The 23,470-nt window shown below is 70.5% G+C and carries 24 protein-coding genes; 6 read left to right on the forward strand and 18 right to left on the reverse strand.

Annotation, left to right across the window (positions count from 1 at the left end; translation table 11 throughout):
* Window positions 1–54: 54 nt before the first annotated feature.
* The 15 genes from ACZ3X1_RS20870 to ACZ3X1_RS20940 all read right to left on the reverse strand — a co-directional run bounded on the left by ACZ3X1_RS20870 (window position 55) and on the right by ACZ3X1_RS20940 (window position 13,821).
* Window positions 55–798 (reverse strand): MinD/ParA family ATP-binding protein, encoded by a 744-nt coding sequence (locus ACZ3X1_RS20870; protein ID WP_467280598.1) that lies wholly within the window; start codon window positions 796–798, stop codon window positions 55–57.
* Window positions 799–2,058 (reverse strand): PP2C family protein-serine/threonine phosphatase, encoded by a 1,260-nt coding sequence (locus ACZ3X1_RS20875; protein WP_467280599.1) that lies wholly within the window; start codon window positions 2,056–2,058, stop codon window positions 799–801. It lies immediately after the preceding gene.
* Window positions 2,040–2,495: an ATP-binding protein gene (locus tag ACZ3X1_RS20880; protein WP_467280738.1), complete on the reverse strand. Its 456-nt coding sequence runs from the start codon at window positions 2,493–2,495 to the stop codon at window positions 2,040–2,042. The genes ACZ3X1_RS20875 and ACZ3X1_RS20880 overlap by 19 nt, the downstream gene beginning before the upstream one ends.
* Before the next feature lie 14 nt (window positions 2,496–2,509).
* The gene (locus ACZ3X1_RS20885; protein WP_391695153.1) at window positions 2,510–2,821 is read right to left on the reverse strand and encodes an STAS domain-containing protein; all 312 of its coding nucleotides are present in this window, start codon (window positions 2,819–2,821) and stop codon (window positions 2,510–2,512) included.
* Between the two features lie 16 nt (window positions 2,822–2,837).
* A complete protein-coding gene (gene glgX / locus ACZ3X1_RS20890; protein ID WP_467280600.1) occupies window positions 2,838–4,985 on the reverse strand; it encodes a glycogen debranching protein GlgX in 2,148 nt (715 codons plus the stop codon).
* Complete coding sequence (locus tag ACZ3X1_RS20895; RefSeq protein WP_467280601.1) at window positions 4,982–5,335, reverse strand: STAS domain-containing protein; 354 nt, start codon at window positions 5,333–5,335, stop codon at window positions 4,982–4,984. The genes glgX and ACZ3X1_RS20895 overlap by 4 nt, the downstream gene beginning before the upstream one ends.
* A gap of 37 nt (window positions 5,336–5,372) precedes the next feature.
* A complete protein-coding gene (locus ACZ3X1_RS20900) occupies window positions 5,373–7,196 on the reverse strand; it encodes an AGE family epimerase/isomerase (protein ID WP_467280602.1) in 1,824 nt (607 codons plus the stop codon).
* A 1-nt stretch (window position 7,197) separates the two neighbouring features.
* Window positions 7,198–7,620 (reverse strand): VOC family protein, encoded by a 423-nt coding sequence (locus ACZ3X1_RS20905; RefSeq protein ID WP_467280603.1) that lies wholly within the window; start codon window positions 7,618–7,620, stop codon window positions 7,198–7,200.
* Between the two features lie 23 nt (window positions 7,621–7,643).
* Window positions 7,644–8,255: a DJ-1/PfpI family protein gene (locus tag ACZ3X1_RS20910; protein WP_467280604.1), complete on the reverse strand. Its 612-nt coding sequence runs from the start codon at window positions 8,253–8,255 to the stop codon at window positions 7,644–7,646.
* Window positions 8,248–9,867 carry a GMC family oxidoreductase gene (locus tag ACZ3X1_RS20915; protein ID WP_467280605.1) on the reverse strand — a complete coding sequence of 540 codons (1,620 nt, stop codon included), beginning with the start codon at window positions 9,865–9,867 and terminating at the stop codon, window positions 8,248–8,250. The genes ACZ3X1_RS20910 and ACZ3X1_RS20915 overlap by 8 nt, the downstream gene beginning before the upstream one ends.
* 10 nt (window positions 9,868–9,877) lie before the next feature.
* Window positions 9,878–10,249: a nuclear transport factor 2 family protein gene (locus tag ACZ3X1_RS20920; protein ID WP_043194167.1), complete on the reverse strand. Its 372-nt coding sequence runs from the start codon at window positions 10,247–10,249 to the stop codon at window positions 9,878–9,880.
* A gap of 13 nt (window positions 10,250–10,262) precedes the next feature.
* Window positions 10,263–10,718 carry a nuclear transport factor 2 family protein gene (locus tag ACZ3X1_RS20925; protein WP_467280606.1) on the reverse strand — a complete coding sequence of 152 codons (456 nt, stop codon included), beginning with the start codon at window positions 10,716–10,718 and terminating at the stop codon, window positions 10,263–10,265.
* A gap of 40 nt (window positions 10,719–10,758) precedes the next feature.
* Complete coding sequence (locus ACZ3X1_RS20930) at window positions 10,759–11,193, reverse strand: nuclear transport factor 2 family protein (RefSeq protein ID WP_467280607.1); 435 nt, start codon at window positions 11,191–11,193, stop codon at window positions 10,759–10,761.
* A gap of 120 nt (window positions 11,194–11,313) precedes the next feature.
* Entirely contained in the window at window positions 11,314–12,954 is a 1,641-nt protein-coding gene (locus tag ACZ3X1_RS20935; RefSeq protein WP_467280608.1) for a thiamine pyrophosphate-binding protein, read from the reverse strand.
* A gap of 42 nt (window positions 12,955–12,996) precedes the next feature.
* Window positions 12,997–13,821, reverse strand: coding sequence for a type 1 glutamine amidotransferase domain-containing protein (locus ACZ3X1_RS20940; RefSeq protein ID WP_467280609.1), 825 nt, complete (start codon window positions 13,819–13,821; stop codon window positions 12,997–12,999).
* A gap of 271 nt (window positions 13,822–14,092) precedes the next feature.
* Here ACZ3X1_RS20940 and ACZ3X1_RS20945 point away from each other — a divergent pair, with 271 nt between their 5' ends.
* The 5 genes from ACZ3X1_RS20945 (at window position 14,093) to ACZ3X1_RS20965 (ending at window position 17,526) form a co-directional block, all read left to right on the forward strand.
* Window positions 14,093–14,359, forward strand: coding sequence for a UBP-type zinc finger domain-containing protein (locus ACZ3X1_RS20945; RefSeq protein ID WP_467280739.1), 267 nt, complete (start codon window positions 14,093–14,095; stop codon window positions 14,357–14,359).
* A complete protein-coding gene (locus ACZ3X1_RS20950; RefSeq protein WP_467280610.1) occupies window positions 14,356–16,092 on the forward strand; it encodes an FAD-dependent oxidoreductase in 1,737 nt (578 codons plus the stop codon). Before ACZ3X1_RS20945 ends, ACZ3X1_RS20950 begins: the two co-directional genes overlap by 4 nt.
* Before the next feature lie 55 nt (window positions 16,093–16,147).
* Entirely contained in the window at window positions 16,148–16,657 is a 510-nt protein-coding gene (locus ACZ3X1_RS20955) for a hypothetical protein (protein ID WP_467280611.1), read from the forward strand.
* Window positions 16,658–16,729: 72 nt separating this feature from the next.
* A complete protein-coding gene (locus tag ACZ3X1_RS20960) occupies window positions 16,730–17,059 on the forward strand; it encodes a putative quinol monooxygenase (protein WP_362635778.1) in 330 nt (109 codons plus the stop codon).
* On the forward strand, window positions 17,056–17,526 hold the full coding sequence (locus tag ACZ3X1_RS20965; RefSeq protein ID WP_467280612.1) for a group II truncated hemoglobin: 471 nt from the start codon (window positions 17,056–17,058) through the stop codon (window positions 17,524–17,526). The genes ACZ3X1_RS20960 and ACZ3X1_RS20965 overlap by 4 nt, the downstream gene beginning before the upstream one ends.
* An 808-nt stretch (window positions 17,527–18,334) precedes the next feature.
* Here ACZ3X1_RS20965 and ACZ3X1_RS20970 read toward each other — a convergent pair.
* The 3 genes from ACZ3X1_RS20970 to rpe all read right to left on the reverse strand — a co-directional run bounded on the left by ACZ3X1_RS20970 (window position 18,335) and on the right by rpe (window position 20,620).
* On the reverse strand, window positions 18,335–18,556 hold the full coding sequence (locus tag ACZ3X1_RS20970; protein ID WP_030036649.1) for a CarD family transcriptional regulator: 222 nt from the start codon (window positions 18,554–18,556) through the stop codon (window positions 18,335–18,337).
* A gap of 222 nt (window positions 18,557–18,778) precedes the next feature.
* Window positions 18,779–19,795 carry a sugar-binding transcriptional regulator gene (locus tag ACZ3X1_RS20975; RefSeq protein ID WP_030656274.1) on the reverse strand — a complete coding sequence of 339 codons (1,017 nt, stop codon included), beginning with the start codon at window positions 19,793–19,795 and terminating at the stop codon, window positions 18,779–18,781.
* Between the two features lie 138 nt (window positions 19,796–19,933).
* On the reverse strand, window positions 19,934–20,620 hold the full coding sequence (gene rpe / locus ACZ3X1_RS20980; protein ID WP_467280613.1) for a ribulose-phosphate 3-epimerase: 687 nt from the start codon (window positions 20,618–20,620) through the stop codon (window positions 19,934–19,936).
* 133 nt (window positions 20,621–20,753) lie between these two features.
* On the opposite strand from rpe, the gene ACZ3X1_RS20985 reads away from it, so the two are divergent.
* Complete coding sequence (locus ACZ3X1_RS20985; RefSeq protein WP_467280614.1) at window positions 20,754–22,058, forward strand: MFS transporter; 1,305 nt, start codon at window positions 20,754–20,756, stop codon at window positions 22,056–22,058.
* Window positions 22,059–23,470: the final 1,412 nt, after the last annotated feature.

Consider the following 23,470-nt stretch of genomic DNA (forward strand, 5'->3'; position numbering starts at 1 on the left):
CTGGATTCGCTGCCGATTCAACACGCCCCCCGCAGGGGGCGTAAGGGGGTGACGTCAGGCCCGCGATACTTCGTCACGTGCGTCCAACGCCGAGATGATGGTGCGGAATTCACCGACCAAGGGGTGGTCGGGATGGGCTTCTGCAAATATGCGCTCCCCGTACAGGGAGGCCATCTCCGGCGAATAGGGAAGGATTCCGGCCACGGGTGCGCCGTAGACCTCCTCGGAGCGCCGCCGTGCCGCGTCCCGGTCGATGCCCGCGGGTGCCATGCTCAGCACCAGGGTCCGCCGGCAGGCCAGGCGCCCGGCGAGGGCGATGGTCTCCTCGACCCCGGAGAGGTCGATCCGGTCTGCCCGGGCCATGATCATCAGTACGTCGGCGCTCGCCATCGCGGTCACCGACTCGTTGTTGAGCCCGGCGTGCGTGTCGAGCAGCAGCACGTCCAGGGCGTAGTGCTCGGCCAGCCGGTCGAAGCCCTCCGGCAGCAGGCCCACGTCGTAGCCGCCGGCCATCAGCTCCCGCAAGGCCGCCGTCCCGGTCCGGGCCGGGACGACGTACAGCCCGGGCACGCCGGCCGGCTGGGCGGCGGCCTCGATCTCGCAGCGGCCGAGCAGGTAGTCGGCCAGGGAGGGGCCGGGGCCGAGCCGGAACAGCAGGTCCAGGGTGGGTGACTGGATGTCGGTGTCCACCACCCCCACCCGGCGCCCACCGGCCGCGATCAGCAGCGCGAGGTTGGCCAGTACCGAAGACTTCCCGGTACCGCCGCGGTGCGAGTGCACCACGATGGTGCGGGTCACCTAGGCCACCACCTGATGGCCGGTGCCGTCCGCGTACGGCCCCCGCGCCGTACGCGGACGGTGCAGGGCGAGCATGGTGACGTCGTCGTGCTGTTCGGCGGTTCCGGTGTGCTCGCGCACCGCCAGGTCCATCCGGTCGACGACGTCCTTGCCGCTCGCCGGCGGGCCGGCGAGCAGGTCCAGCATCCGTTCGTCGCCGAGGAAGCTGCCGTTCGGGCAGCGGGCCTCGGGGACTCCGTCGGTGAACACGAAGAGGGTGTCGCCCGGGTCCAGCTGGGCGTAGCCGAGCGTGTAGACGCAGTCGGGCAGGACTCCGACGGCAGGTCCGGTGATGTCCAGGGCGGCGGGCGGGCTGCCGTCCGCGGGCAGCAGGAGGGGCGGGTTGTGGCCGCCGTTGATGTAGACGAGGCTGCCGGTGAGCGGGTCCAGCACCCCGAAGAACAGGGTGGCGAAGTAGCCCTGCCGCAGGTGGTTCCTCGTGAGGTAGCCGTTGGTGGCGGTGACCGCGTTGAGCAGCGGGGTGGCGCCGACCACCGGGATCCGCCGGCTGCCGCCGGCCCGGCCGGCGGCGACCAGGTGCTGGAGTCCGCTGTTCTGCGCGGTGTGCCGGAGCAGGGAGCGGATGAGCGCCATGAAGAGCGCTGCGCCGACCCCCTTGTCGCAGACGTCGGCGACGACGAAGGCCAGCCGGCGGCCGCGGGAGATCTCGAAGACGTCGTAGAAGTCCCCGGCGACCTGCCGGGCGGGTCGGAAGCGTACGTCGATCTCCCAGCCGTCGGGTACGGGCAGTGATTCGGGCAGGAAGCCCGCCTGGATCTCCCGGCCGATCTCCAGTTCCTTCTCGTAGCCCATGAGTTCGGCGCGGGCGTCGGCCTCGCGCAGGGTGCGGCCGAGTCCGGCGCGCTCCGAGCAGCTGTGCAGCCGTGCCCCGACCAGGGCGGGGAGGAAGGGGGGTACGAGGTAGTCGTGCCCGATCCGGACGTGTTCCTCCAGGGCGGCGAACTCCGTCACGGTCCAGACGACCACGATGGGGGCCCCGGCCCAGCGGCGCAGCCGGCGTACGGCCGTCCGTACGGCGTCCCCGTCGGACTCGGCCGGGGCGAGCAGCACGTCCGCGACGGGCAGCCGTTCCAGCGGGCCTTCGCGCAGCTCCGTCAGCGTGCGGGTGATGAGTGAGGCGTCCATCGTCCGCAGGGCGTCGAGGAGTTCGGGCGGTGGTGCCGGGTGCGCGTCGAGGATGATCACGGTCGTGGAGGGCATGGGTCCGTCCCCTCAGCCTTCACAGTCAGCGTGCTGATGTTGCGGCCGTCCCTGTGCGCATAGGAGAACTCGTCCACGCTGGTCAGGGCCAGGTGGATGCCGAGGCCGCCGATCCGCCGGTCCTGCGGGGGAACCCCGGGGCAGGGCGGCAGGCGGCCCGCGACGGGGTCGAAGGCGGGGGCGGAGTCCTCGATGGTGATCTGCACCCCGCCGGGGCCGGAGCGGCCGCGGACGGTGATCCGTCCGTCGCCGCCCCGGTACCCGTGCATCACGACGTTCGTGGCCAGTTCGTCGACGGCCAGCCGGAGCCGGTAGGAGGCGCGTTTACCGAGCCCCGCCCGTCCGGCCAGCCGCAGGACGAACGCGGCGATGTCGCCCAGCGCCCCGACCGTGGCGGGCACCTCCAGTACGACGGGCGTTCTCGCCAGCTCGACCATGTCACTCACGGTCGTCACTCATCGGAGATGACGATGCTGCGGTCGAGGCCGGCCGTCCGGATGGTCCGGGAGACGGGCTCGATGGCACCGACCACCTTGATGGTGACGTTGTCGGCGATCTTCTGCTGGGCGAAGACCAGGGAGCGCAGTCCGGCGCTGGCCATGTAGCCGACGCCGGCCATCCTGATCTCGACGGTGGTGGTGCCGTGACCGGCGGCCTTCTCGATGGTCCGGTGGAAGTCCGGCGCGGTCTCGGCGTCCAGCTCGCCCGACAGTTCGATCACGGTGGTGTCGCCCTCGATGCTCAGGGACACGGAAAGCGGCATGTCAGGTCTCCTTCGGTCAGGGCGTGTCGGATTCGTCGGCGTCGCCGGTGCGGCCCACCAGGACGACCACGGAGCGCGGGCCGATCAGGTACTTGCCGGCGTTGTCCAGCTCCGGCTCGGTGCCCGGGGTGCGGATGTCGTGCGGTGCCCCGGCCCCCGTGTCGGCGAACAGGCGCCAGCTGCGTCCGCCGGGCAGGGCGGGCAGTTCCAGGTCGTGCGACTCCCAGTGCGAGTTCATGGCCACGTACACCACGTCGTCGTCCCCGGCGCCGCAGCGGGCGACCGCCACCAGCCGGCTCTCCCCCGACCAGTCGGGCTGCCAGGCCCGCTCCCCGTGCCAGCTGATGTCGGGCAGGCCGAGGTGCTCGCGGACCCGTCCGGTGGGGTGGGAGGTGGAGCGCAGCTCGCGGTGGTGCTTGCGGAAGGCGATCATCTCGCGTGTGAAGCGCAGCAGTTCGGCTTGGCCGTCGACCTGGTCCCAGTCGAACCAGGACAGTTCGTTGTCCTGGCAGTACGTGTTGTTGTTGCCCTGCTGGGTCCTGCCGACCTCGTCGCCGGAGAGGAGCATCGGGATGCCCTGGCTGGTGAGGAGGATGGCGAGGGCGTTCTTGATCTGCCGGGTGCGCAGGGCGTTGACCGCCGGATCGTCGGTGGGGCCCTCGGCGCCGCAGTTCCAGCTGTTGTTGTCGTTGGCGCCGTCGTTGTTGCCCTCGCCGTTGGCCTCGTTGTGCTTGTCGTTGTAGGAGACGAGGTCGGCGAGGGTGAAGCCGTCGTGCGCGGTCAGGAAGTTGACCGAGGCGGCGGTGCCGCGGCCGGAGTAGAGGTCGGGCGAGCCGGCGATGCGGGTGGCCAGTTCTCCGGTGACTCCGGGGTCGCCCTTGAGGAAGCGGCGCACGGTGTCGCGGTACTTGCCGTTCCACTCCGCCCAGCGGCCGTACGCCGGGAAGTTGCCGACCTCGTAGAGGCCGCCGGCGTCCCAGGCCTCGGCGATGAGCTTGGTGTGTCGCAGGACCGGGTCGTAGGCGAGCAGTTCCAGCAGCGGCGGGTTGGGCAGCGGGGTGCCGTCCAGGGACCGGCCGAGGATGGCGGCGAGGTCGAAGCGGAACCCGTCGATGTGGTAGTCGGCCACCCAGTGGCGCAGGCAGTCGAGGACGAAGTTGCGTACGACGGGGTGGTTGCAGTTGACGGTGTTGCCGGTGCCACTGAAGTTGAAGTAGTACCCCTCGGGCGTGAGCATGTAGTAGGTGGCGTTGTCGAGCCCCTTGAAGGAGATCGTCGGCCCCTGCTCATTGCCCTCGGCGGTGTGGTTGAAGACGACGTCGAGGATGACCTCGATGCCGGCCGCGTGCAGGTCCTTGATCAGGGTGCGGAACTCGTCGCCCTGCATCCCGTAGCGTCCGGTGGCCGCGTAGCCGGCCTTGGGTGCGAAGAAGGAGACGGTGTTGTAGCCCCAGTAGTCGAAGAGCTTCTCGCCCGTCTCCGGGTTGGAGCGCGGGTTGTCGCTCTCGTCGAACTCGAACACGGGCAGCAGCTCGATGCAGTTGACCCCGAGTTCCTTCAGGTACGGGATCTTCTCGCGCAGTCCCGCGAACGTGCCGGGTGCGGTCACCTGGGAGTTGGGGTGCCGGGTGAAGCCGCGTACGTGGGCCTCGTAGACGACGAGGTCCTCGGCGGGGATGCCCAGCGGGGTGTCGTCGCCCCAGTCGAAGTCCTGGAGGCAGACGCGGGAGCGGTACTGGTAGTCACGGCTGTAGTCCGGCTCCACGCCCCACACGTCACGGCCGGCGATCAGCCGGGCGTAGGGGTCGGAGAGGACCTGGCGGGCGTCGAAGCGGTGGCCGGTGACCGGGTCGTAGGGGCCGTCGGCCCGGTACCCGTACTCGATGTTCTCGTGGTCGAGGCCGAAGACGGTCATGGCGAACACGCTGCCGGTGCGGAATTCCTCGGGGAACTCCAGTTCGGCCATCGGTTCGGGCTCTCCGCGCTTGTAGATGACCAGGGTCATGGAGGTGGCCTGGTCGGAGAAGACGGAGAAGCTGACCCCGCCGGGGACCACGTTGGCCCCGAAGGGGAACGGTTTGCCCGCGCGGACGCGGTACCCGCCCACCTCGTGGGTCGGGTACGCGTCGACGCGAAGGACCTGCTCGGACCGGGTCTCGCTCATCGCGCGGCCTTGGCCTTGGCGGCCGCCGATGCCGCCGCGGCGGCCTCGCCGGTCTCGAAGAAGTCGAGGAAACCGGTGGCCGACATGACGAACCGGACTTCCTCGCTCACCCCGTAAAGGGTGACGGCCACGCCGGCGTGCTGGGCCTCGCGGTAGACGACGAGCAGGGTGCGCAGGCCCGCGCTGGAGACGTAGGTCACCGCCGTGAGGTCGATCCGCAGCGGCTTGCCCTCGCGGACCAGCGGCAGCAGGGACTGGAGCAGCGTGCCGGACGTCTCGCTGTTGATCTCACCGGTGGCGACGAGCACGGTGGCCGTCTTGTTCCGGCGTTCTTTGACGTTGAGAGTCATTGCATTCCCCTCTGGTTGGGGCGCCCCCCGTTGAGCGCTACTTCTTGGCCGTCGGCCGCAGCCGGACCTTCACCTTGACGCGGCTCTGGACGTCGGGCAGGCGCACCGTGAGCGCCTCCGCGTCGAAGTCGGTGTACGGCTTCTCGTCGATCTCCACGGACGCGATGCGCACCGAGCCGGCGGGCAGCAGGTCGGGCGAGACGCGCAGGATGCGGTCGGGCAGGCCGGTCGGGTCGGGCTGGAAGTGGAAGTCCATCTCCCGGCCGTTGATCAGCAGGTTGTTGTAGACGGCGGCGAGGTAGCAGAGCTCCGCCGAGTGGTACATGGACATCGAGTGGCTGCCCTTGAGCCGCTCGGTGCCGAGCAGGTACGGCGTACCGCTGGCGAGGACGTTGAAGTAGACGGCGCCCTCGTCGTGGTCGAGGAAGAAGGTGTTGTAGAAGGCCTGCGCCTGCCGGGCCTCGCGCAGGTTCGCGTCGCCGCCGACGGTGCCGTTCAGGATGAGGTAGGCGAGGATCGCCTGCTCCTGCTGCCACCAGGCCTTGCGGTCGTGCCAGGCGAAACGATACGTCTCCTGGTCCCCCTGCTTCACGCGCTCCACGACGTCGTACCAGCCGCCGCGCTGCACGTCGCTGCCGACGGCCGGCATGATCGCGCCGATCTTCTTGGCGAGCTCCTCGTACGCCGGCTTGGCCTTCAGCGAGTTCATCCGCATCAGGTTCCAGGCGATCTTCAGGTTGTGGCCGACGACCGCGCGGTCCTGCTGCCAGCTGTGCGCGGTGTCGTGCGACCAGTCGCGCAAGAAGCGCTCCTGGACGAAGGGGCTGTTCTTGTAGTCCGGGAACTTGTCCGCGATGGTGTCGAAGGTGTACTCGAGGAAGTCGGCGTACTTCTGGTCGCCGGTCGCCAGGTACAGGTTGATCAGGTAGGCGGGCGCGTGGTCGCCGACCGAGTTCCAGTTCTTGCGCTCGGCGTTCTCCCCGAGGGACTCGTGGTCGGCGCTGAAGAGGATCGGGTCGATGTGCGAGTAGTAGCCGCCCTGCTCCGGGTCGAAGAAGAACTTGTCGAACAGCCGGATGGTGGCGTCCGCGTCGTTCTTGATCCGGACGTCACCGGTGATCCGGTACGTCTGGATGGGCCCGGCCAGCGCGTAGATCTGCTCGTACATCGGGATCGCGTCGTAGTCGTCGGAGAACTCCGAGGTGAACAGCTTGCGTTCGGTGTCCCCGTCGACGCTGATGCCGTGGTACCAGAAGACCACGTCCTCCTCGCCGTCCACGACCCGCATGTGCTTGCGCAGGTACTCGGTGCCGCGCTCGGCGACCTCCAGGTACTCGTCCTTGCCGGTCAGCAGGTAGGCCGAGGCCATGCCGTAGACCAGGCGGGAGATGGTGTCGGTCTCCTGGACGTGGCTGGCGGTCTTGTCACCGCCGAGTCGGATCTCGGTGCGGTACTCGGTGAAGTCCACCGGCCCGTCGCCGAACTGTGCCCGCCTGTAGAAGTCGGCCAGCGACTCGATCTGCTTGATCCACCAGCTGCCCTCCTCGAAGCGGTAGTCCTCGGCGCCGCGGCCGAGGAACACCAGGCGCTTGGCCTCGAACCGGCCGCCGTGCTCCGGGTAGTGCACGCCGTGGACGAAGAGGAACCGGCCCGGCGAGAGCATCTCGTCGATGTGCCCGGAGGCGTCGATGTAGGGCTCGTCCAGGTTGCGGACCAGCTCGGCGCTGGGGTCGCCGGCGACGGAGACGTCGAACTCCCGACTGTCCGGGGTCTTCAGCCGCAGCAGGCGCGTACCGGAGTGGAAGCGGACGACATAGCCCGCGATGGTGTCGGAGAAGGAGAAGCTCACGGCGTGCGCCATGTCATGCACCGTCCTTGTCGTGAGTGCTGTCGTCCTCGTATCCCTGGCTCACTTCGACGACCACCCCGTCCGGGTCGCGGACCCACACAGTCCGCCAGCCGCAGATGAAGTCGTCGAAGTCCAGCGGTCCAAGGGTCACTTCCGCCGCGTCGCCCAGGTCGGCCAGGAACGCGTCCACGCTGTCGGTCTGGAACGCCAGGTGGCGCATCCTGCCCGGAACCTGCGGCCCGTCGCCGGGCGCCGGCCGGGCCGGGTCGGCGCCGGCCGCGAAGAGCTCCAGGTACGCGTCCCCCTTGCGCAGGAACACGATGCGGGACTCCCCGAGGTCGACCACCCTGGCCCGGGAGAAGCCGAAGTACCGGGTGTAGAAGTCCTCGGTGGTCTTCTGGTCCACGCAGTTCAGGCCCACGTGCGACCAGGCCATCGGCCGGTCCCCGGAGCCCGGCATCAGCCAGCCCCCCGGCCCCGCCCGGCCGCGATCAGCTCGATGATCCGGCGGGCGAACAGGTGGTGGTGCGCGCCGGTACGGCCGGTGACCAGGTCCCCGTCGACCACCACGTCCTCGTCGACGTACTCCCCGCCCATGTTGCGGACGTCGCCGATCAGGTTGTTGTGGCAGACCACCTTGCGGCCCCGGATCTTCCCGGGGATCGAGGACGCCAGCCACATGCCGTGGCAGATGACCCCCTTCAGCACCGTCGGCTCCTCGAAGGCCCGGCGCAGCAGCTCGGTCGCCGGGGCGAGGACGTCCACGTCCTCGGTGTAGCGCAGCCGGTCGGCCACCATGCCCGAGGGCACGATGACCGCCGCGTACCGGCGCAGTTCCTCGTCGGTCAGCCCCTCCAGGGACCGGTTCACGGTGAAGGGCGCCCGGTACTCGTGTCCGGTGAAGGTGATGGAGTCGTTGCCCCACAGCCGGGTCAGGAAGTCGACCTCGGCTCCCTCCTCCGCGAACCGGTGCTGGTAGTAGAAGATCTCCGGCTCGTAGTAGTCGCTCTCGACCAGCACCGCGATCCGGGTCCCGGACAGCGGGCCCTCGCGCAGGACGGCATCAGGCACGGCGGGTCCCCCTCAGGAAGTCCGCCGCGCGCTCGGCGATCATCGCGATGGCGGTGTGGCAGTTGCCCGACGGGACCGCGGGCATGACGCTGGCGTCCACGATGCGCAGGTTGCGCACGCCGTGCACCCGCAGCTCGGGGTCGACGACGGCGAGGTCGTCGATGCCCATGCGGCAGGAGCCGGCCTGGTGGTGGTAGCTCTCCGACTTCTGCCTCACGAACGTGCGCAGTTCTTCGTCGCCGGCACAGCCGGGACCGGGCTGCAGCTCCTGCTTGTACCAGGGCGAGAAGGCCGAGGTCGCGAAGATCTCCCGGGCGATCTTGACGCCCTGCACCATGCGTTCCAGGTCCCACCGGTCGCCCAGGTAGTTCGGATTGATCAGCGGGTGGGCCAGCGGGTCGGCGCTCGCCAGCTTGATCCAGCCGCGCGAGACCGGGCGTACGACGCCGGGCAGGATGGACACCGTGTTCGGGTGGTCCTTGCCGACGATCACGTCGAAGGGGACGTGGACGAAGGCGATCTGCAGGTCGGGGGCGGGCAGCCCCGGCTGCGAGGACAGGAACAGAGCGCTCTCCGACAGGTTCTGCGCCGGCGGCGGGAGCTCCTGGGTGACCTCGGCCATCAGCCCGGTCAGGACGTGGTTGTGGAAGTTCTCGCCGACCCCGGGCAGGGCCGCGGTGACCTCGATGCCGTGCTCGCGCAGCTGCTCGGGGTGGCCGATGCCGGAGAGCAGCAGCAGCTTCGGCGACTCGATCGCCCCGGCCGCCACGACCACCTCGCGCCGGGCCCGTACGGTGTGCGGCCCGGGCGCGGCGGCGCTGCTGTGGCCGTCGCGGACGGTCCGGCCGGGGACGTCGCTGTCCGAAAGCACGGCGGGCGCCTGGAGCTGGACGTACTCGACGCCCGTGCAGGTATCGCCGTCGAAGAGCAGCCGGGTGCTCTGGGCGCTGGTGCGCAGCGTCAGGTTGGGCCGGCCGAGCGCGGGCTCCAGATAGGCGGCCAGGGCGCCCTGGCGGCGGCCGTCGGCCACGTCGATGTGGTGCCAGCCGGTGCCGAAGAGCCCGCGCCGGGGCCCGTCGGTGTTGAAGTCGGCGATCTCCTCGTGCCCCAGCTCGACGGCAGCGTCGATGAAGGCCCGGGAGACCGGGTTGGGGCCGTGCAGCCCCGCGTTGGTGATCCGCTGCGGGCCGCGGGTGCCGGTGGTGGAGGCGGTGACGTCCTCCTGGCCCTCCAGCAGGGCGAAGTACGGCAGCACGTCCTCGTACGCCCAGCCGGCCGCGCCCTGGTAGGCCCAGTTGTCGAAGTCCGAGGCGTGGCCGCGGATGTGCATCATGATGTAGAGGTTGCTGCTGCCGCCGGGGGCCTTGCCGCGCGGTTCGTACGTACGGCGGCCGTCGAGCCCGGGCTGCGGTGTGCTGGTGTAGCCCCAGTCCACGGGGCCGCCGAGGAGCTTGTACCAGGAGGACGGGTCGTCCACCTCCGGCGGGATCCGGGAGCCGCCCGCCTCCAGGACGAGGACGGAGACGTCCGGGTCCTCGGAGAGCCGGCCCGCCAGGACGCTGCCCGCGGTACCGGATCCCACGACGATGTAGTCGTACTCTTCCACGCTCACCGCTCCCCCCTCAGTCCTGGCTCAGCACCTGGAAGGGGACCGTGTCGTGGTAGTTCGCCATGTAGGCGATCTTTCCGTCCACGATCCGGAAGAAGTTCATGACCTCGGCCTCGACGGGCTCGCCCGAGGCGCTGACCGCGGTCAGGTGGGAGACGGCCGCGGCCTTCTCACCGTCGACGAGGAAGTGCACGGGCTCGTTGCGGAAGACGCGGTACATCGTCCCCATGCCCTTCATCATCGAGCGGAGCACCTCCAGGCCCTCGATGTGGCCGGCGAGTTGCTCGTCCATGACCTGGTCGTCGGCGAACAGGTCGCACCAGCGGTCCCAGTCCCCGGCGTTGGCGTACTCGTAGTACTTCTGCAGGATCTGTCGTGCGTCCATTGCGCTCATCCCCCTATCGGTCCCTGCGGGTTCCGTCCGGCGCGAACGGCGCCCAGAACTGGCTGAAGGCAGTCGCCGAGTCCCCGAAGAGACCGTCGCGCCCCTCGACGATCCGGCCGTCCCGCCACCGCATGAAGTGGAAGACGGGGTAGTCCATCCGCTCGTACGGGGACCCGCTCGCCTCGGCCGCGCCGGCCCGCAGGGCGACGTTGCGGCACACGTCCGCCGAGCAGCCCTCGCCGACCAGCACCGCTTCCAGGTCCATCCGGAAGGTGCCGCCCGTGAGCTTGTGGGTTTGCCCCATCAGCTCCAGGAAGGCGTCCAGGCTCTCGTACCAGCCGGCCAGGGGGTGGTTGCCCGGCACCAGCCAGCGCAGGTCCTCCGAGTAGTACTCCAGGATCCGCGCCCGGTCGCCGGAACCGAGGGCGGCGTAGGCCGCCCGGACCCGCTCCCGTGTCACTTCGGTCATCGTCGCTTCTCCTTCACCGCGGTCGCGGTCGCGGTCACGGTCACAGGGAGCCGGAACCGGGCATCGGGGCCAGGTCGTTGACGGTGTACTGCTTGATCAGCGGCCCGTAGGGGCCGGCGACCACGGTCCAGGTCTGGTCGGCGTCGAAGCCGAGCCACTGGCTGCGGGCGGCCGGCGGGTCCCAGATCTTGGCCTGCCAGTTGACGAGGACCCGGACGACCGCCCGATCGCCCTCGATGACCGGCTCCACCTTGGTGACCGTGTGCACCTCGTCGAAGAAGCGGTGGGTGACGGCCCCGTACCAGCGGCCGAAGCCCTCGTGTCCGAGGAAGGTGTCCTCGGGAACCTTGAACTCCAGGTCCTCGGTGATCAGGGCGAGCACATCGGCCAGGCCCACGTGCTGGTCCAGCGCCACGTACCAGTTCTCGGCGAAACTGCGGATCGCGTCCTCGGTCAGCTGCCGCTCGGCGGGCATGCGGTCTCCTCCTGTTCCGTGTCGGGCGGGATGACTGGGCGGGGCAGGTCGGATGGGGGCCGGTCGGATCGGGGCAGGTCGGATCGGAGCGGTTCGGTTCAGGTCCGATCCGGTCTGCGGTCAGATCTGGACGTCGACGAGGAACGGTCCGGGGTGGGACAGCATCCGGCCCACCGCGGCGACCGCCTCGTCCGGCTTCTCCACCCGCATCCCGCCGGCGCCGAGCGAACGGGCGAGCCCAGCGAAGTCGATCTCGGGGTGCGAGAGGTCGAAGGAGCCCGGGAAGCCGTGTTCCGGGATGTCCCGCTCCCGCCAGTACTGGGCGATGTTGTCGTCCAGCAGCCGGTACTTGCGGTTGTTGCAGACGACGAACTTGGCGTCGATGCCGTGCCGGGCGGCCGTCCACAGTGCCTGGTAGGTGTACATGGACCCGCCGTCGCCCGAGAAGCCCACGACGAGCCGGTCCGGGCGGGCCAGCTTGGCGCCGACCGCCCCCGGGAAGCCCACGCCGAGCGATCCGCCCCGGGTGAGGTGGTAGTCGCCGGGGCGCTCCGCCGGCAGGTACCGGGTGACCAGCGGCGACGTGGTCAGCGCCTCGTCGAAGACGATCAGGTCCCCGCCGGTGCGCTCGGCCAGGGCCCGCAGGAAGACGGCCATCGGCGTGCCGTCGTCCTCGGCGGCCGCGCCCGCCGACCGGGCCCGCTCCCGGGTCCGTACGTCGAGCCGGGCGGCCGCGGCGGCCCGCCGCTGCGGGGGCAGCTGCCGCTCCAGTACGCCGGCCAGCGCGCGCAGCGCCTGCCGGGGATCCGCGGCGAGGCCGAGGTCCACCGGGTGGTTCTTGGCGATCTCATAGGCGTTGAGGTCGATGTGGACGACCTTCGCGTCGGCCCGGAAGGGGCTCTCCAGCTCGGGGAACACCTCCGGGAAGACGTAGGTGCCCACGACCAGCACCCCGTCGGCGTCGCCGATCAGCTCCTTGCTGTGCGGGCCGAACATGTGGCCCGTCTGGCCGCGCCGCAGCGGGTGCGAGGCGGCGATGTTCACCTCGGAGGAGTCGACCTCGTACACGTCGGCGCCCAGCAGCTCGGCGACGGCGGCGAGCTCGCGCTGCGCCCCGGAGAGCGCCACCCCGTCTCCGACCAGCACGACCGGCCGCTCGGCCAAGGCCAGCAATTCGGCCGCCCGGCCCACCGACGCCGGCGAGGGCGCCACGTCCGTGAGGGGGACCGTCGCCGGCAGCACGGGCTCTGAGTTGAGCTCGTCCAGCACGTCCATCGGCAGCGCGACGAACACGGGCCCGCGCGGCGGGGTGAGCGCGATCTTCACGGCCCGGCGGACGGTGCGCAGGACGGACCGCGGATCGGTGACGCGGGTCGCGTACTTGGTCACGGGCCTGGCCATCGCGACCAGGTCGGACGCCATCTGCGCGTCCATGGCGTCGTAGCGCACCCCGGCGTCGCCGGCGACGACGACGAGCGGGGTGTGGCCGCGCAGCGACTGGTAGAGCATCCCGATACCGTTGCCCAGGCCCACTCCGGAGTGCAGCTGGAGCAGGGCCGCGCCGCCGGTCGCCCGGGCGTACCCGTCGGCGATGCCGGCGGCCACGGTCTCCTGGAGGGCCAGGACGTACCGGAAGTCCTCCGCCGCGTCCACCGCGTCGAGGAATCCCTGTTCCACCGTCCCCGGATTTCCGAACATCACCTTCAGGCCGTCGGCCTTGAACTGCTCGATCAGCCTTTCCCGTCCGGGAGTGGCTTCCATGAATTCCCCCTCGACCATCCGATTTCCCAGCGGTTTCCCGGTTCACCAGCCGTATCGGGTGAGCCCGTTTTCCAGGACTTCCACGATCTTCTGCCCCGTCAGATAGGAGTCGGGGGTGGAACGTCCGGTGACGAAGGGGAAGTCCACGATCACTGAGACCGGCTTTCCGAAGTTCCCGTGGTACGCGCCGCGCGGTCCGGTCGCGTCGCGCAGGATGTACTCCAGCGGGTACGGCGGCGGCCCCATGTTGAAGTCGGTACCGAGGAATCCGGTGCCGTCCTTGTAGTCGTACTCCTTGCAGTGGCCGGTCACGTGCTTGCCCCGGATGATGCTCTTGCGGTCGTCCCAGTCCCGGGCGAAGGCCAGGCAGGCGACCCCGTAGCACTCGGCGGCCACGACCTTGCCGGCCTTCCGGAAGCCCAGGATCAGGGCGTGCACGCGCTCGTTGTTGGCGAGGTCGGCGATCGGGCCGCTGCCGCCGACGATGAGGATCGCGTCGTATCCGGCGATGTCGGCGTCGAGTCCGTCGAGATCGCGGTGGTACTGCTCCAGCTTGGGCAGGTAGGCCGGGTCGCTCGTGTACGGGCGCTCGGGCACCCACGCCTCGATGTCGAGCGGCGAGTCCAGCCGGCTCGACTGCTCGAACTCCCGCCCCAGCCGGGCGTTCTCCTCGGTGGTCACCGAGCGTCCGAGCGGCGGGTCGACGTAGTTCGCGTCGAGGCTCGGCGGAAGAGCGTGCGCACGCTTTCCGGTCGGCGTCGCGAATATGACCTCGTAGCCCCGCTCGTCGAACTTCGAGACGGGGCCTATCAGTTCCTCGGCCCAGTAACCGTGTTCGGAGACAATGACCAGAATCTTTCTGCTCACGTATTCCTCCAGCGCCGCCTGTTGTCGTTGGCGTCCCCCACACTGGCCGGGCCCAGAGCCTTCGTCAAAGCGCCGGCATGCGACTTCGTGAGGTAGCCGGACAGGTGACCGCGGCACTTCAGGAAGTCGTTCGCGGACGTCATGAAGTAGCCCCAGGACTAGGTGACTTCGGCCGAATCGGTGAACCGTTTCGCGAGACCCGTCCTAAGGTCTGGACGCGCCGTGAATCGCGGGCGCGCGAAGCACGAGGAGAGGGACGGCGACGATGGCGATGGACCTGTTGTGCACACACATCGATCAGATACGTCCGGTGAGGCCCACCGCGGTGGGCTGCGAGGAATGCCTCGTCGCCGGCGATACCTGGGTGCACCTGAGGCTGTGCCTCAGCTGCGGACACGTCGGGTGCTGCGACTCGTCGAAGAACCGTCACGCCACCCGGCACTACCGAACCACCGAGCACCCGATCGCGGCCTCCCACGAGCCGGGCGAGGACTGGGTCTGGTGCTACGCCGACAAGCTGATGTTGGACTCGGCATGAGCACGGCCCGGGAGAGCTCCCCTGCCGCCCCCGCCCCCGTCGCCCCCGCCTCGGCCGCGGCCGAGCGCGCGGAGAGCCGCAAGCCTGTGATCCTGGCCGTCGACGACGACCCGCAGGTGCTGCGCGCCGTCCGCCGCGACCTGCGCAGCGCCTACGGCGACCGCTACCGGGTCCTCGGTGCCTCCTCGGCGGCCGACGCCCTGAAGATCCTGGACTCCCTCGACGAGCGCGGCCACGACCCGGCGCTGTTCCTCGTGGACCAGCGCATGCCGGACGTGACCGGCGTCGAGTTCCTGCTGGAGGCCGTCAGCCGCTTCCCGGATGCCCGCCGGGTGCTGCTGACGGCGTACGCCGAGACCGACGCGGCGATCACCGCCATCAACCGGGTCCGTCTGGACTACTACCTGCTCAAGCCGTGGGACCCTCCCCACGAGCGGCTCTTCCCAGTCCTGGACGACCTGCTCTCGGACTGGCTGGCGACCTACCGCCCCGCCTACGACGGGATCATCGTCGCCGGCCACCTCGTCTCCCCCGGCACCCACGCCGTACGGGACTTCTTCACCCGCAACGGCCAGCCGTTCCGCTTCCTCAACGTCGAGCGGGACCCCGAGGCACTGACCCTGATCGCCGCCCAGCCCGACGTTGCCCTGCCCTTGGTCCGCTTCCCGGACGGGGCGGTCCTCTCGGCACCGACCGACACGCAGCTCGCCCAGCACCTGGGCCTGGCCACCACCGCCTCGCGCCCGCACTACGAGTGCGTCATCGTCGGCGCGGGCCCCGCGGGCCTGGCGGCGGGCGTCTACTCGGCCTCCGAGGGCCTCTCCACCCTGATGCTGGACTCCCGCGCCCCGGGCGGCCAGGCCGGCACCTCCAGCCTGATCGAGAACTACCTCGGCTTCCCCTCGGGCCTCTCCGGCGGTGACCTGACCCGCCGGGCGACCATCCAGGCCTCCCGGTTCGGCGCCGAGATCCTGCACCCGGTGGAGGTGGTCTCACTGACCCGGGACGACCCGGCGAAGATCCTCACCCTCGCCGACGGCACGGAGATCTCCGCCGAGACGGTCCTGCTCGCGACCGGAGTCTCGTACAACCGGCTCGACGCCCCGGGCGCCGACCGCTTCGAGGGCGCCGGCCTCTACTACGGCGCGGCGACCACGGAGAGCTCTGCCTGCATCTCCCAGCACGTGTTCATCGTCGGCGGGGCCAACTCGGCGGGGCAGGCCGCCGTGCATTTCGCGAAGTACGCCGCCCGCGTGACCATCCTGGTCCGCGCGTCCTCCCTGGACGCGAGCATGTCCCGCTACCTGATCGACGAGATCGAACGCACCCCGAACATCGAGGTCAAGGTGCGCACCACGGTGGTCCGGCTGGACGGCGAGGAGCACCTGGAGCGCCTCACCCTCCACGACGCGGACACCGGCAAGGACACCGAGGTCGCCGCCCGCTTCATGTTCACCTTCATCGGGGCCCGCCCGCACACCGACTGGCTCTCGGGCGTCGTCGAGCGGGACGAGTACGGCTTCGTCCTCACCGGCTCGGACCTGATCTCCAACGGGGGCGAGCTCCCGGCCGAATGGAGCCTGGAGCGCGCGCCCTACCCCCTGGAGACGAGCGTGCCCGGCGTCTTCGCGGCGGGCGACGTCCGCGCCCACTCGGTCAAACGGGTGGCGTCGGGCGTGGGCGAGGGGGCGATGGCCGTCTCGCTGATCCACCGCTACCGCTCGATGGGCTGAGAGCGAACGCTCCAGGGCTTGTGATCACGTACACATCGGACGCAACGTTGATTACATGATTACATCCGAACAGAGCGAGCAGCTCCGCGCGTGGTTCGCCGAACGCCTGCCGGCGGACGTCTATGAGTCCCTCGACCCCGTGACCGCCGACCGCGAGGAGATCACGGTCGTCGGCACCGTCCCGGCGACCGAGTCGGTCCGGGAGTTCCGCGAACGCACCCGCGAACAGCGCATCGAAGTGGCCCGCGAGGCCGAGGAGCTCTACCGCCGCAAGGTCGCGTGGGGCGTACGGGTGGGTGACGAGACGACCCTCTTCACCCACCTCGCCGTCCCCGTCATGACCCGCCTGCGCCAGTCCGAACGCCAGGTCCTCGACACCCTCGTCGCCGGCGGCGTGGCCCGCAGCCGGGCCGACGCACTGGCCTGGTGCGTCCGCCTCGTCGGGCGCAACACCGACAGCTGGCTGGCGGACCTGCGCGACTCCCTGGACCAGGTCGGGCGGGTCCGCGCGCAGGGTCCGGACGTCGACGGCACGACGGACTCCATGAAGTCCGGGTCCGAATGACGAATCGGCCCCATGGAGCCGTGTGATCGCGTAAGGCTGGCCGAGACCTACACCCAGGGAGAGGTACGCACCATGACGACCACCGTCGAATACATCCGCTACCGGATCGCATTGGACGACCAGCAGGCCTTCGAGGACGCGTACGCCCGGGCGGCCGAGGCCCTGGCCGCCTCGCCCGAGTGCATCGACTACGAACTGGCACGGTGCGAGGAGGAGAAGGAGCGGTACATCCTCCGGATCCGCTGGACCTCGATCGAGGCCCACCTGGGCGGCTTCCGCAAGGGGGAGCACTTCCCGGCGTTCTTCAGCGCGATCCGTCCGTACGTGACGGCCATCGAGGAGATGCAGCACTACCTCGTGACGGGCGTCGTGGGCACGGGAAAGGGCGCCGGACAGCGATGAGCACCACACCCACCATCTACGAGTGGATGGGCGGGGCGGAGGCGATGAACCGCCTCACCGACGCCTTCTACGCCCACGCCCTCCAGGACGAGATCCTGGCCCCGGTCTTCGCGGGCATGGACTCGGAGCACCCGCAGCACGTCGCGATCTGGCTGGCGGAGGTCTTCGGCGGCCCGGCGGAGTACACCGCCCACCACGGCGGTCACCAGCACATGGCCACCAAGCACCTGGGCCGCGCGATCACCGAGAAGCAGCGCCGGCGCTGGGTGGACCTGCTCATGGACACGGCCGACGAGGTCGGCCTCCCGACGGACCCCGAGTTCCGCGGGGTGTTCGCCTACTACATCGAGTGGGGCACCCGCATGGCCCTCATCTATTCGGGCCCCAACCCCCCACCGGTGGACGCGGCCAAGATCCCGGTCTGGTCCTGGGGCCAGACCCCGCCCTGGATCCCCCAGACCGACTGACCCCGAGCCGGGCGCCCCCAGGCCGCCCGGTTCCCTTCTCTCCGCCCCGCCGGCGCACCTCCAGCCCCGCCGACGCCTGAGGCCGGGGGCCAGGGACGGAGCGCCGACCTTTCAGCCAGGACCGCCCCTCCAACCCCGCCGACGCCTGAGGCGCGGGACCAGGGGCGGAGCCTCGATCCTTCAGCCCCGCCGCACCATCAGCCCCGCCGACGCCTGAGGCCCGGGGTCCGGGGCGGAGCCCCGGCGGCCGGCCCGCGCCCGGGCTCAGGCTCAGGCTCACCCTCGGGCTCGGGCGCGGCCAGGAGCACCGTGAGCCCCGGCTCCCCCTCCGGCCCCCGCCAGAAGTCCACGGCCTCCTCCAGCACCTCCACGAACGTCTCCCACTCCGCCGGCCGCGCCCCCGCGTACCCGCGCCGAGGTCACGGCGACCAGCCGCCCCACCCAGTTCCCGAAGACGGTGCCGTCCTGCCGGTACGGGTACGGGCCGCCCTTGTCGATGAGCGCGAGGACGTCCCGCGCCTGGCGCGGCAGCACGTCGGCACGTACGACGGCCATCCCCCGCGCCCAGCTGGGACCGGCATCGGGAGCCACGGCACTGGAGGCCGCGCTGGAGGCCGCACTCGGCTCGGCACTGCCGCCGGCCACGGCGGGGCCGGGTGGTTTACGCGCACCACAGCCCGCCGTTGCGACGAGCGCGGCGCAGAGGAACACGGCCCCCAGCGAACGCCAAACCCATCGGGGCACGTTCCGGAAGATCATGCGCCGATCGTGCCAAATATCCGATTCGCCCGCGAATCGTTCGGTCGCGTCAGAGCGCGGCCATCTTGCTGTACGGACTCAGGATGCGCTTCTGGACCGAACCGAAGTCGACGAGAACGGCGATCCCCTCCTCAATTCCGACGACACGGCCGAGGCCGTGCTCGTCGTGAGTAACCCGGTCGCCCACGTTGAACTGCCGGATGGGCTGTTCCACGGGGGCTTTGAACGGGCTGGACGGCAAGTGGCGGCGAGGAACTGCTGATTTTGTCATCGGAACCAGTATGCGCCCCGCGGGCGCCCGTGCGGTCGCCCTTCGCATCTCAATCCGGGCACCATCCGCACCTCCAGCGCCCCGGAAGCGCCCGCACCAGGGCAGCGTGGATGCACAGGGAGGCACACGGAGACACACGGAGGCGGCGCGGCCCCCGGCCCCGCAGGCCCACAGGTCCCCGCTTCGTGTGCGGCGCCCGCCGCCCCCGCCCCCGCCCCGCCCCTACAGGTCGTCGGGGTCGGCCCGGTCCAGCGCCGGCCGCAGTCCCGGGGCCGACTCCGTCAGGAGGTAGTCGGCGACCGCCGTGTCCGTGACGAGGCTGGTGACCAGCCCCGACCGCAGCACCGCGCCGATGGCGGAGGCCTTGCGCAGCCCGCCTGCGATCGCCACGACCTCCGGGATCCGCCGCAGCCGGTCCGCCTCGACCGTGATGCACCGCTCGCCGAGGTCCCGGCCGACCCGCCGGCCTTCGGCGTCGAAGAGGTGGGCGGACATCTCGGCCGCGACGCCCAGCGAGGCGTAGTGGGCCCGCTCCTCGTCCGTCAGCATGTCGTGGACGGTCGAGATGCCCGGCTCCCACGAACCGATGGAGACGGCCGCGACCGTCACCTTGTCGAAGTAGTCGAAGGCGCGCGCGATCCCGGTCTGGCTGCGCAGCGCGGCCGCGGTCGCCGGGTCGGGCAGCAGCATGGGGGCGTAGATCGGGTGCGCGTCGCCGCCCGAGACCTGCGCGGCCCTGCGTACGGCCTCCACCGAGCCGCGCTCCGCGGTACCCGCGTCGTACACCCCGGTCAGCTGCACCACCGTGCACTGGGGCAGGCGGTGCAGGGAGGCGGCCATGTGGATCGTCGAGCGGCCCCACGCGAGGCCCAGTACGTCGCCCTCGTTGACCAGTTCGCCCAGCAGGTCGGCGGCGACCGCGCCCAGGTTCTCCGGGTCCGGGGCGTCCTCGGTGGCGTCGGCCGGCGACTCCACCACGACGGCGTGCCGGAGCCCGTACCGGGCCCGGAGCGCGTCCGACCGCTCCGCGTCGAGCTCGGCCGGGACCCGGATCTCGATGCGCACGAGGTCGCGTTCGAGGGCGGTCTCCAGCACCCGGGCCACCTTGAAGCGGCTCACGCCGAACTCCTCGGCGATCTGGATCTTGGACTTGCCCTCCAGGTAGAAGCGGCGGGCCATGGCCGCCGCCTGCACCAGCTCCGCGGGTCCCATCCGCAGGGCTGACCGTCCCGCCGACATTGCAGACACCGCGTTCTCCTCACTGCTGTTCACACTCTCGTGTTCACACTCTCGACTCGCCGTTCATCCTGTCAGATCCGACGGCCGTTGATCAGCCTGGACAGCTCCCGTTCACCGAGCTGTTCACCAACGCTTGGCTCAGTGGTCGCAAGCCCACGGCGCCGCCGCGATCGCCGCGCCCGCCTGGTCACGCAGCGTGCGGACGGCGGCCGCCGGATCGACCGCCCCGTAGACCGCGCTGCCCGCCACGAAGACGTCCGCGCCGGCCTCGGCGCAGCGCTCGATGGTCGAGGCCGAGACCCCGCCGTCGACCTGGAGCCACAGCTCCAGGTCGTGCTTGGCGATCAGCTCCCGGGTGCGGCGGATCTTCGGGAGCATGATGTCGAGAAAGGGCTGGCCGCCGAAGCCGGGCTCGACCGTCATGATCAGCAGCATGTCGAGCTCGGGAAGGATGTCCTCGTACTGTTCGATCGGCGTCGCGGGCTTGAGCGCCATGGAGGCCCGCGCCCCCTTCGCCCGGATCTCGCGCGCGAGGCGTACGGGCGCCGCCGCGGCCTCGGCGTGGAAGGTGACCGAGCCCGCGCCGGCCTCCACGTACTGCGGGGCCCAGCGGTCGGGGTTCTCGATCATCAGATGAAGGTCCAGCGGGATGTCCGTGGCCCGGCTCAAGGACTCCACGATCGGCATTCCGAGGGTGAGGTTCGGGACGAAATGGTTGTCCATGACGTCGACATGCAGCCAGTCGGCCCCCTCGACGGCCTTCGCCTCCTCGGCGAGACGGGCGAAGTCGGCGGACAGGATGCTGGGATAGATCTGAGCGGCCATGCCCCAAGCCTGCCATGCCTGCGGCCGGTTCCGGCCACGACCCCGCAAGTCAAGAACCTCGCAGCGATACTTAAGCGATGACGGAGAACATTTAACTTGTTCTTAGAGATTGCCGTTCGGCACGGTTCTGTCCATGACACCCTCTCCGCTCCGAGGCCCGGGCCACCGCCCCCGGTCGGTCCGCACGACGCCCGAACACACCGCGGGAACACCCGCCATCCCCTCCGCCACGCGTTCCCCTTGGCGCAATCGGGACTTCCGCACCCTCTTCGGCGCCGCCACCCTCAACCAGCTCGGCACCAACACCGGCTACGTGGCCGTCCCCCTGCTCGCCCTCACCGCCCTCGACGCCGGCCCCGCCCAGGTCGGCACCCTCGCCGCGCTCTCCACGCTCGCCTTCCTGCTGATCGGCCTGCCGGCCGGAGCCTGGGTCGACCGCCTGCGCACCCGCGGCGTCCTCATCACCGCCGACCTCGCCCGGGCGGTGCTCTTCGCCTCCTTACCCCTCGCCTGGTGGCTGGACGCCCTCACTTTGGGGCAGCTGTACGGCGTCGTCCTACTGGCCGGCTGCGCCACCGTCTTCTCCGACGTCGGCTCGCAGAGCGTCCTGCCCCGGCTCGTCGGCCGGGAGGGCCTCATCCGCGCGAACACCGCGATGGTGACTCTCATGGCCGCCGCCAACATCGCCGGCCGCGGAGCCGGCGGCGCCCTGGTCGCCGCGCTGACCGCCCCCTTGGCACTGGCCTGCTCCTCCGCGGCGTACCTCGCCTCCGCACTCCGCCTCACCGGGATCCGGGCCGCACCCACCGCGCCGGCCACCGCCCGGACCCCGCTCACGACCCAGATCCGGGAGGGACTCCAGCACGTACTGGGCCACCCCGAGCTGCGCGCCCTGGCCCTGGCCGCCACCCTCAACAACCTGGGTAGCGCGATCCTCAACACCATGCTCCCGGTCCTCTTCGTCCGCGACCTGGGCCTGTCCCCCGCCTCGCTCGGCCTGTTCTGGGCGGCCGGCGGCGTGGGCCTGCTCCTGGGAGCCCGCCTGGCCCGGCCCTTCGCGGCGCGCGTGGGCTACGGGCGCGCCCTGCTGCTCACCCTGACCCCGGCGGCCCTGCTGGTGCCCCTGCTCGACCACGGCCCGCGGCTCTGGCTCGCGGGCGGCGCCTGGCTGCTGACCATGATGAAGATCGGCTCGGACAACGTCCTGGGGGTCAGCCTCCGCCAGCACCTCACCCCGGACCCCCTGATGGGCCGCATGAACGCCACTTTCCGCTTCACCCTGACCGGCGCCGTGGCCCTGGGCTCCGCCACCTCGGGCCTCATGACGGAAGTCACCACCCTCCACACCACGCTCTGGACCGGAGCCGCCCTCCTCTCCCTGTCCTGGACCCCGGTGGCCTTCTCCCCCCTCAAGCGACGCCGCGACCCAATGCCGTGAGGGGCCGGCTCCGGCTGGGGCAGGGCGACAGCGGGGGGACAGACACACGGGCGGGGGGACGCACGGGCGGGGGGCACCCGGGCGGGGGGCACCCGGGCGGGGGGCACCCGGGCGGGGGCGAAAGGAACGGGGCGGCTTCGGGAGGTCGGGAGCCGCTCGGGCGGTGTCAGGGATGTGCTGGGGGTTTCCCGTCAGTCCCATCGTCTCTCCGTGTCGGGCCGGCCCGTCAAGGGCGCTCGTTCCTCGCGTCACTTCGTGATGGCCTGCGGCCACCCTTGACCGACCGTCCCGCCACGGACATACGAGGACAGCCGGGAAACCCCCAAAGGAACGGGCCGGGACCAGTTTTCAGGGGCGGGGCGTCGGATGCGTCCGGGCAGAGCCCGGTGCGCATCCGATCGCTACGCGCTCCTGCCAGACGGCGCCTGCGAGCCCCTCGGGCTGGGCATAAGCCGCCACCATTCGCTACGCGCTCCTGCCAGACGGCGTCCGCAAGCCCCTTGTGGCTGGACATAAGCCGCCCCAAATCGCTACGCGCTCCTGCGAGACGGCGCCTGCGAGCCCCTTGGGCTGGGCATAAGCCGCCACCATTCGCTACGCGCTCCTGCCAGACGGCGCCCGCAAGCCCCTTGTGGCTGGACATAAGCCGCCCCAAATCGCTACGCGCTCCTGCGAGACGGCGCCTGCGAGCCCCTCGGGCTGGGCATAAGCCGCCACCAACCGCTACTCGCTTCTCGATCAGGCGTCTGCGATCCGTCTGGGGCTGGTCTCGGGCCGCAGAAAGCTTCCTCCGCTCTTCACGAACGGCGTCCGGCCCCCTGTGTGGGGTGGAAAAGCGTCAGATGACGGCTGGAGCGATGCCAATCCATGTCTAGGTGAGTGTGCGCCTCAAAGAGTCGTCAATTCGCCCCAATTGCCCCTGTCTGTACCGGCGGGTGGAATCTTGTCGTGGTCTTGATGGGGGTTGGGTTCGGCTGAGCCGATGGATCGCCCTTCCGCCCCTCGATATCGCCCCCATCAGCCCCAGATGAGGGTCGGACGCCGTCCTCGAAAAGCGGGTAGCGATCGATGGCGGCCTATGCCCAACCCAAGGGGCTCGCAGGCGCCGTCTCGCAGGAGCGCGTAGCGATTTGGGGCGGCTTATGCCCAGCCCAAAGGGCTCGCGGACGCCGTCAGGCAGGAGCGCGTAGCGATTGGATGCGCACCGGGCTCCGCCCGGACGCATCCGACGCCCCGTCCCTGAAAACTGGTCCCGGCCCGTTCCTTTGGGGGTTTCCCGGCTGTCCTCGGATTTCCGTGGCGGGACGGTCGGTCAAGGGTGGAGCGCAGCGACATCGCGAAGCGACGCGAGGAACGAGCGCCCTTGACGGGCCGGCCCGACACGGAGAGACGATGGGACTGACGGGAAACCC

The sequence above is a fragment of the Streptomyces sp. NPDC023541 genome (assembly GCF_055559995.1).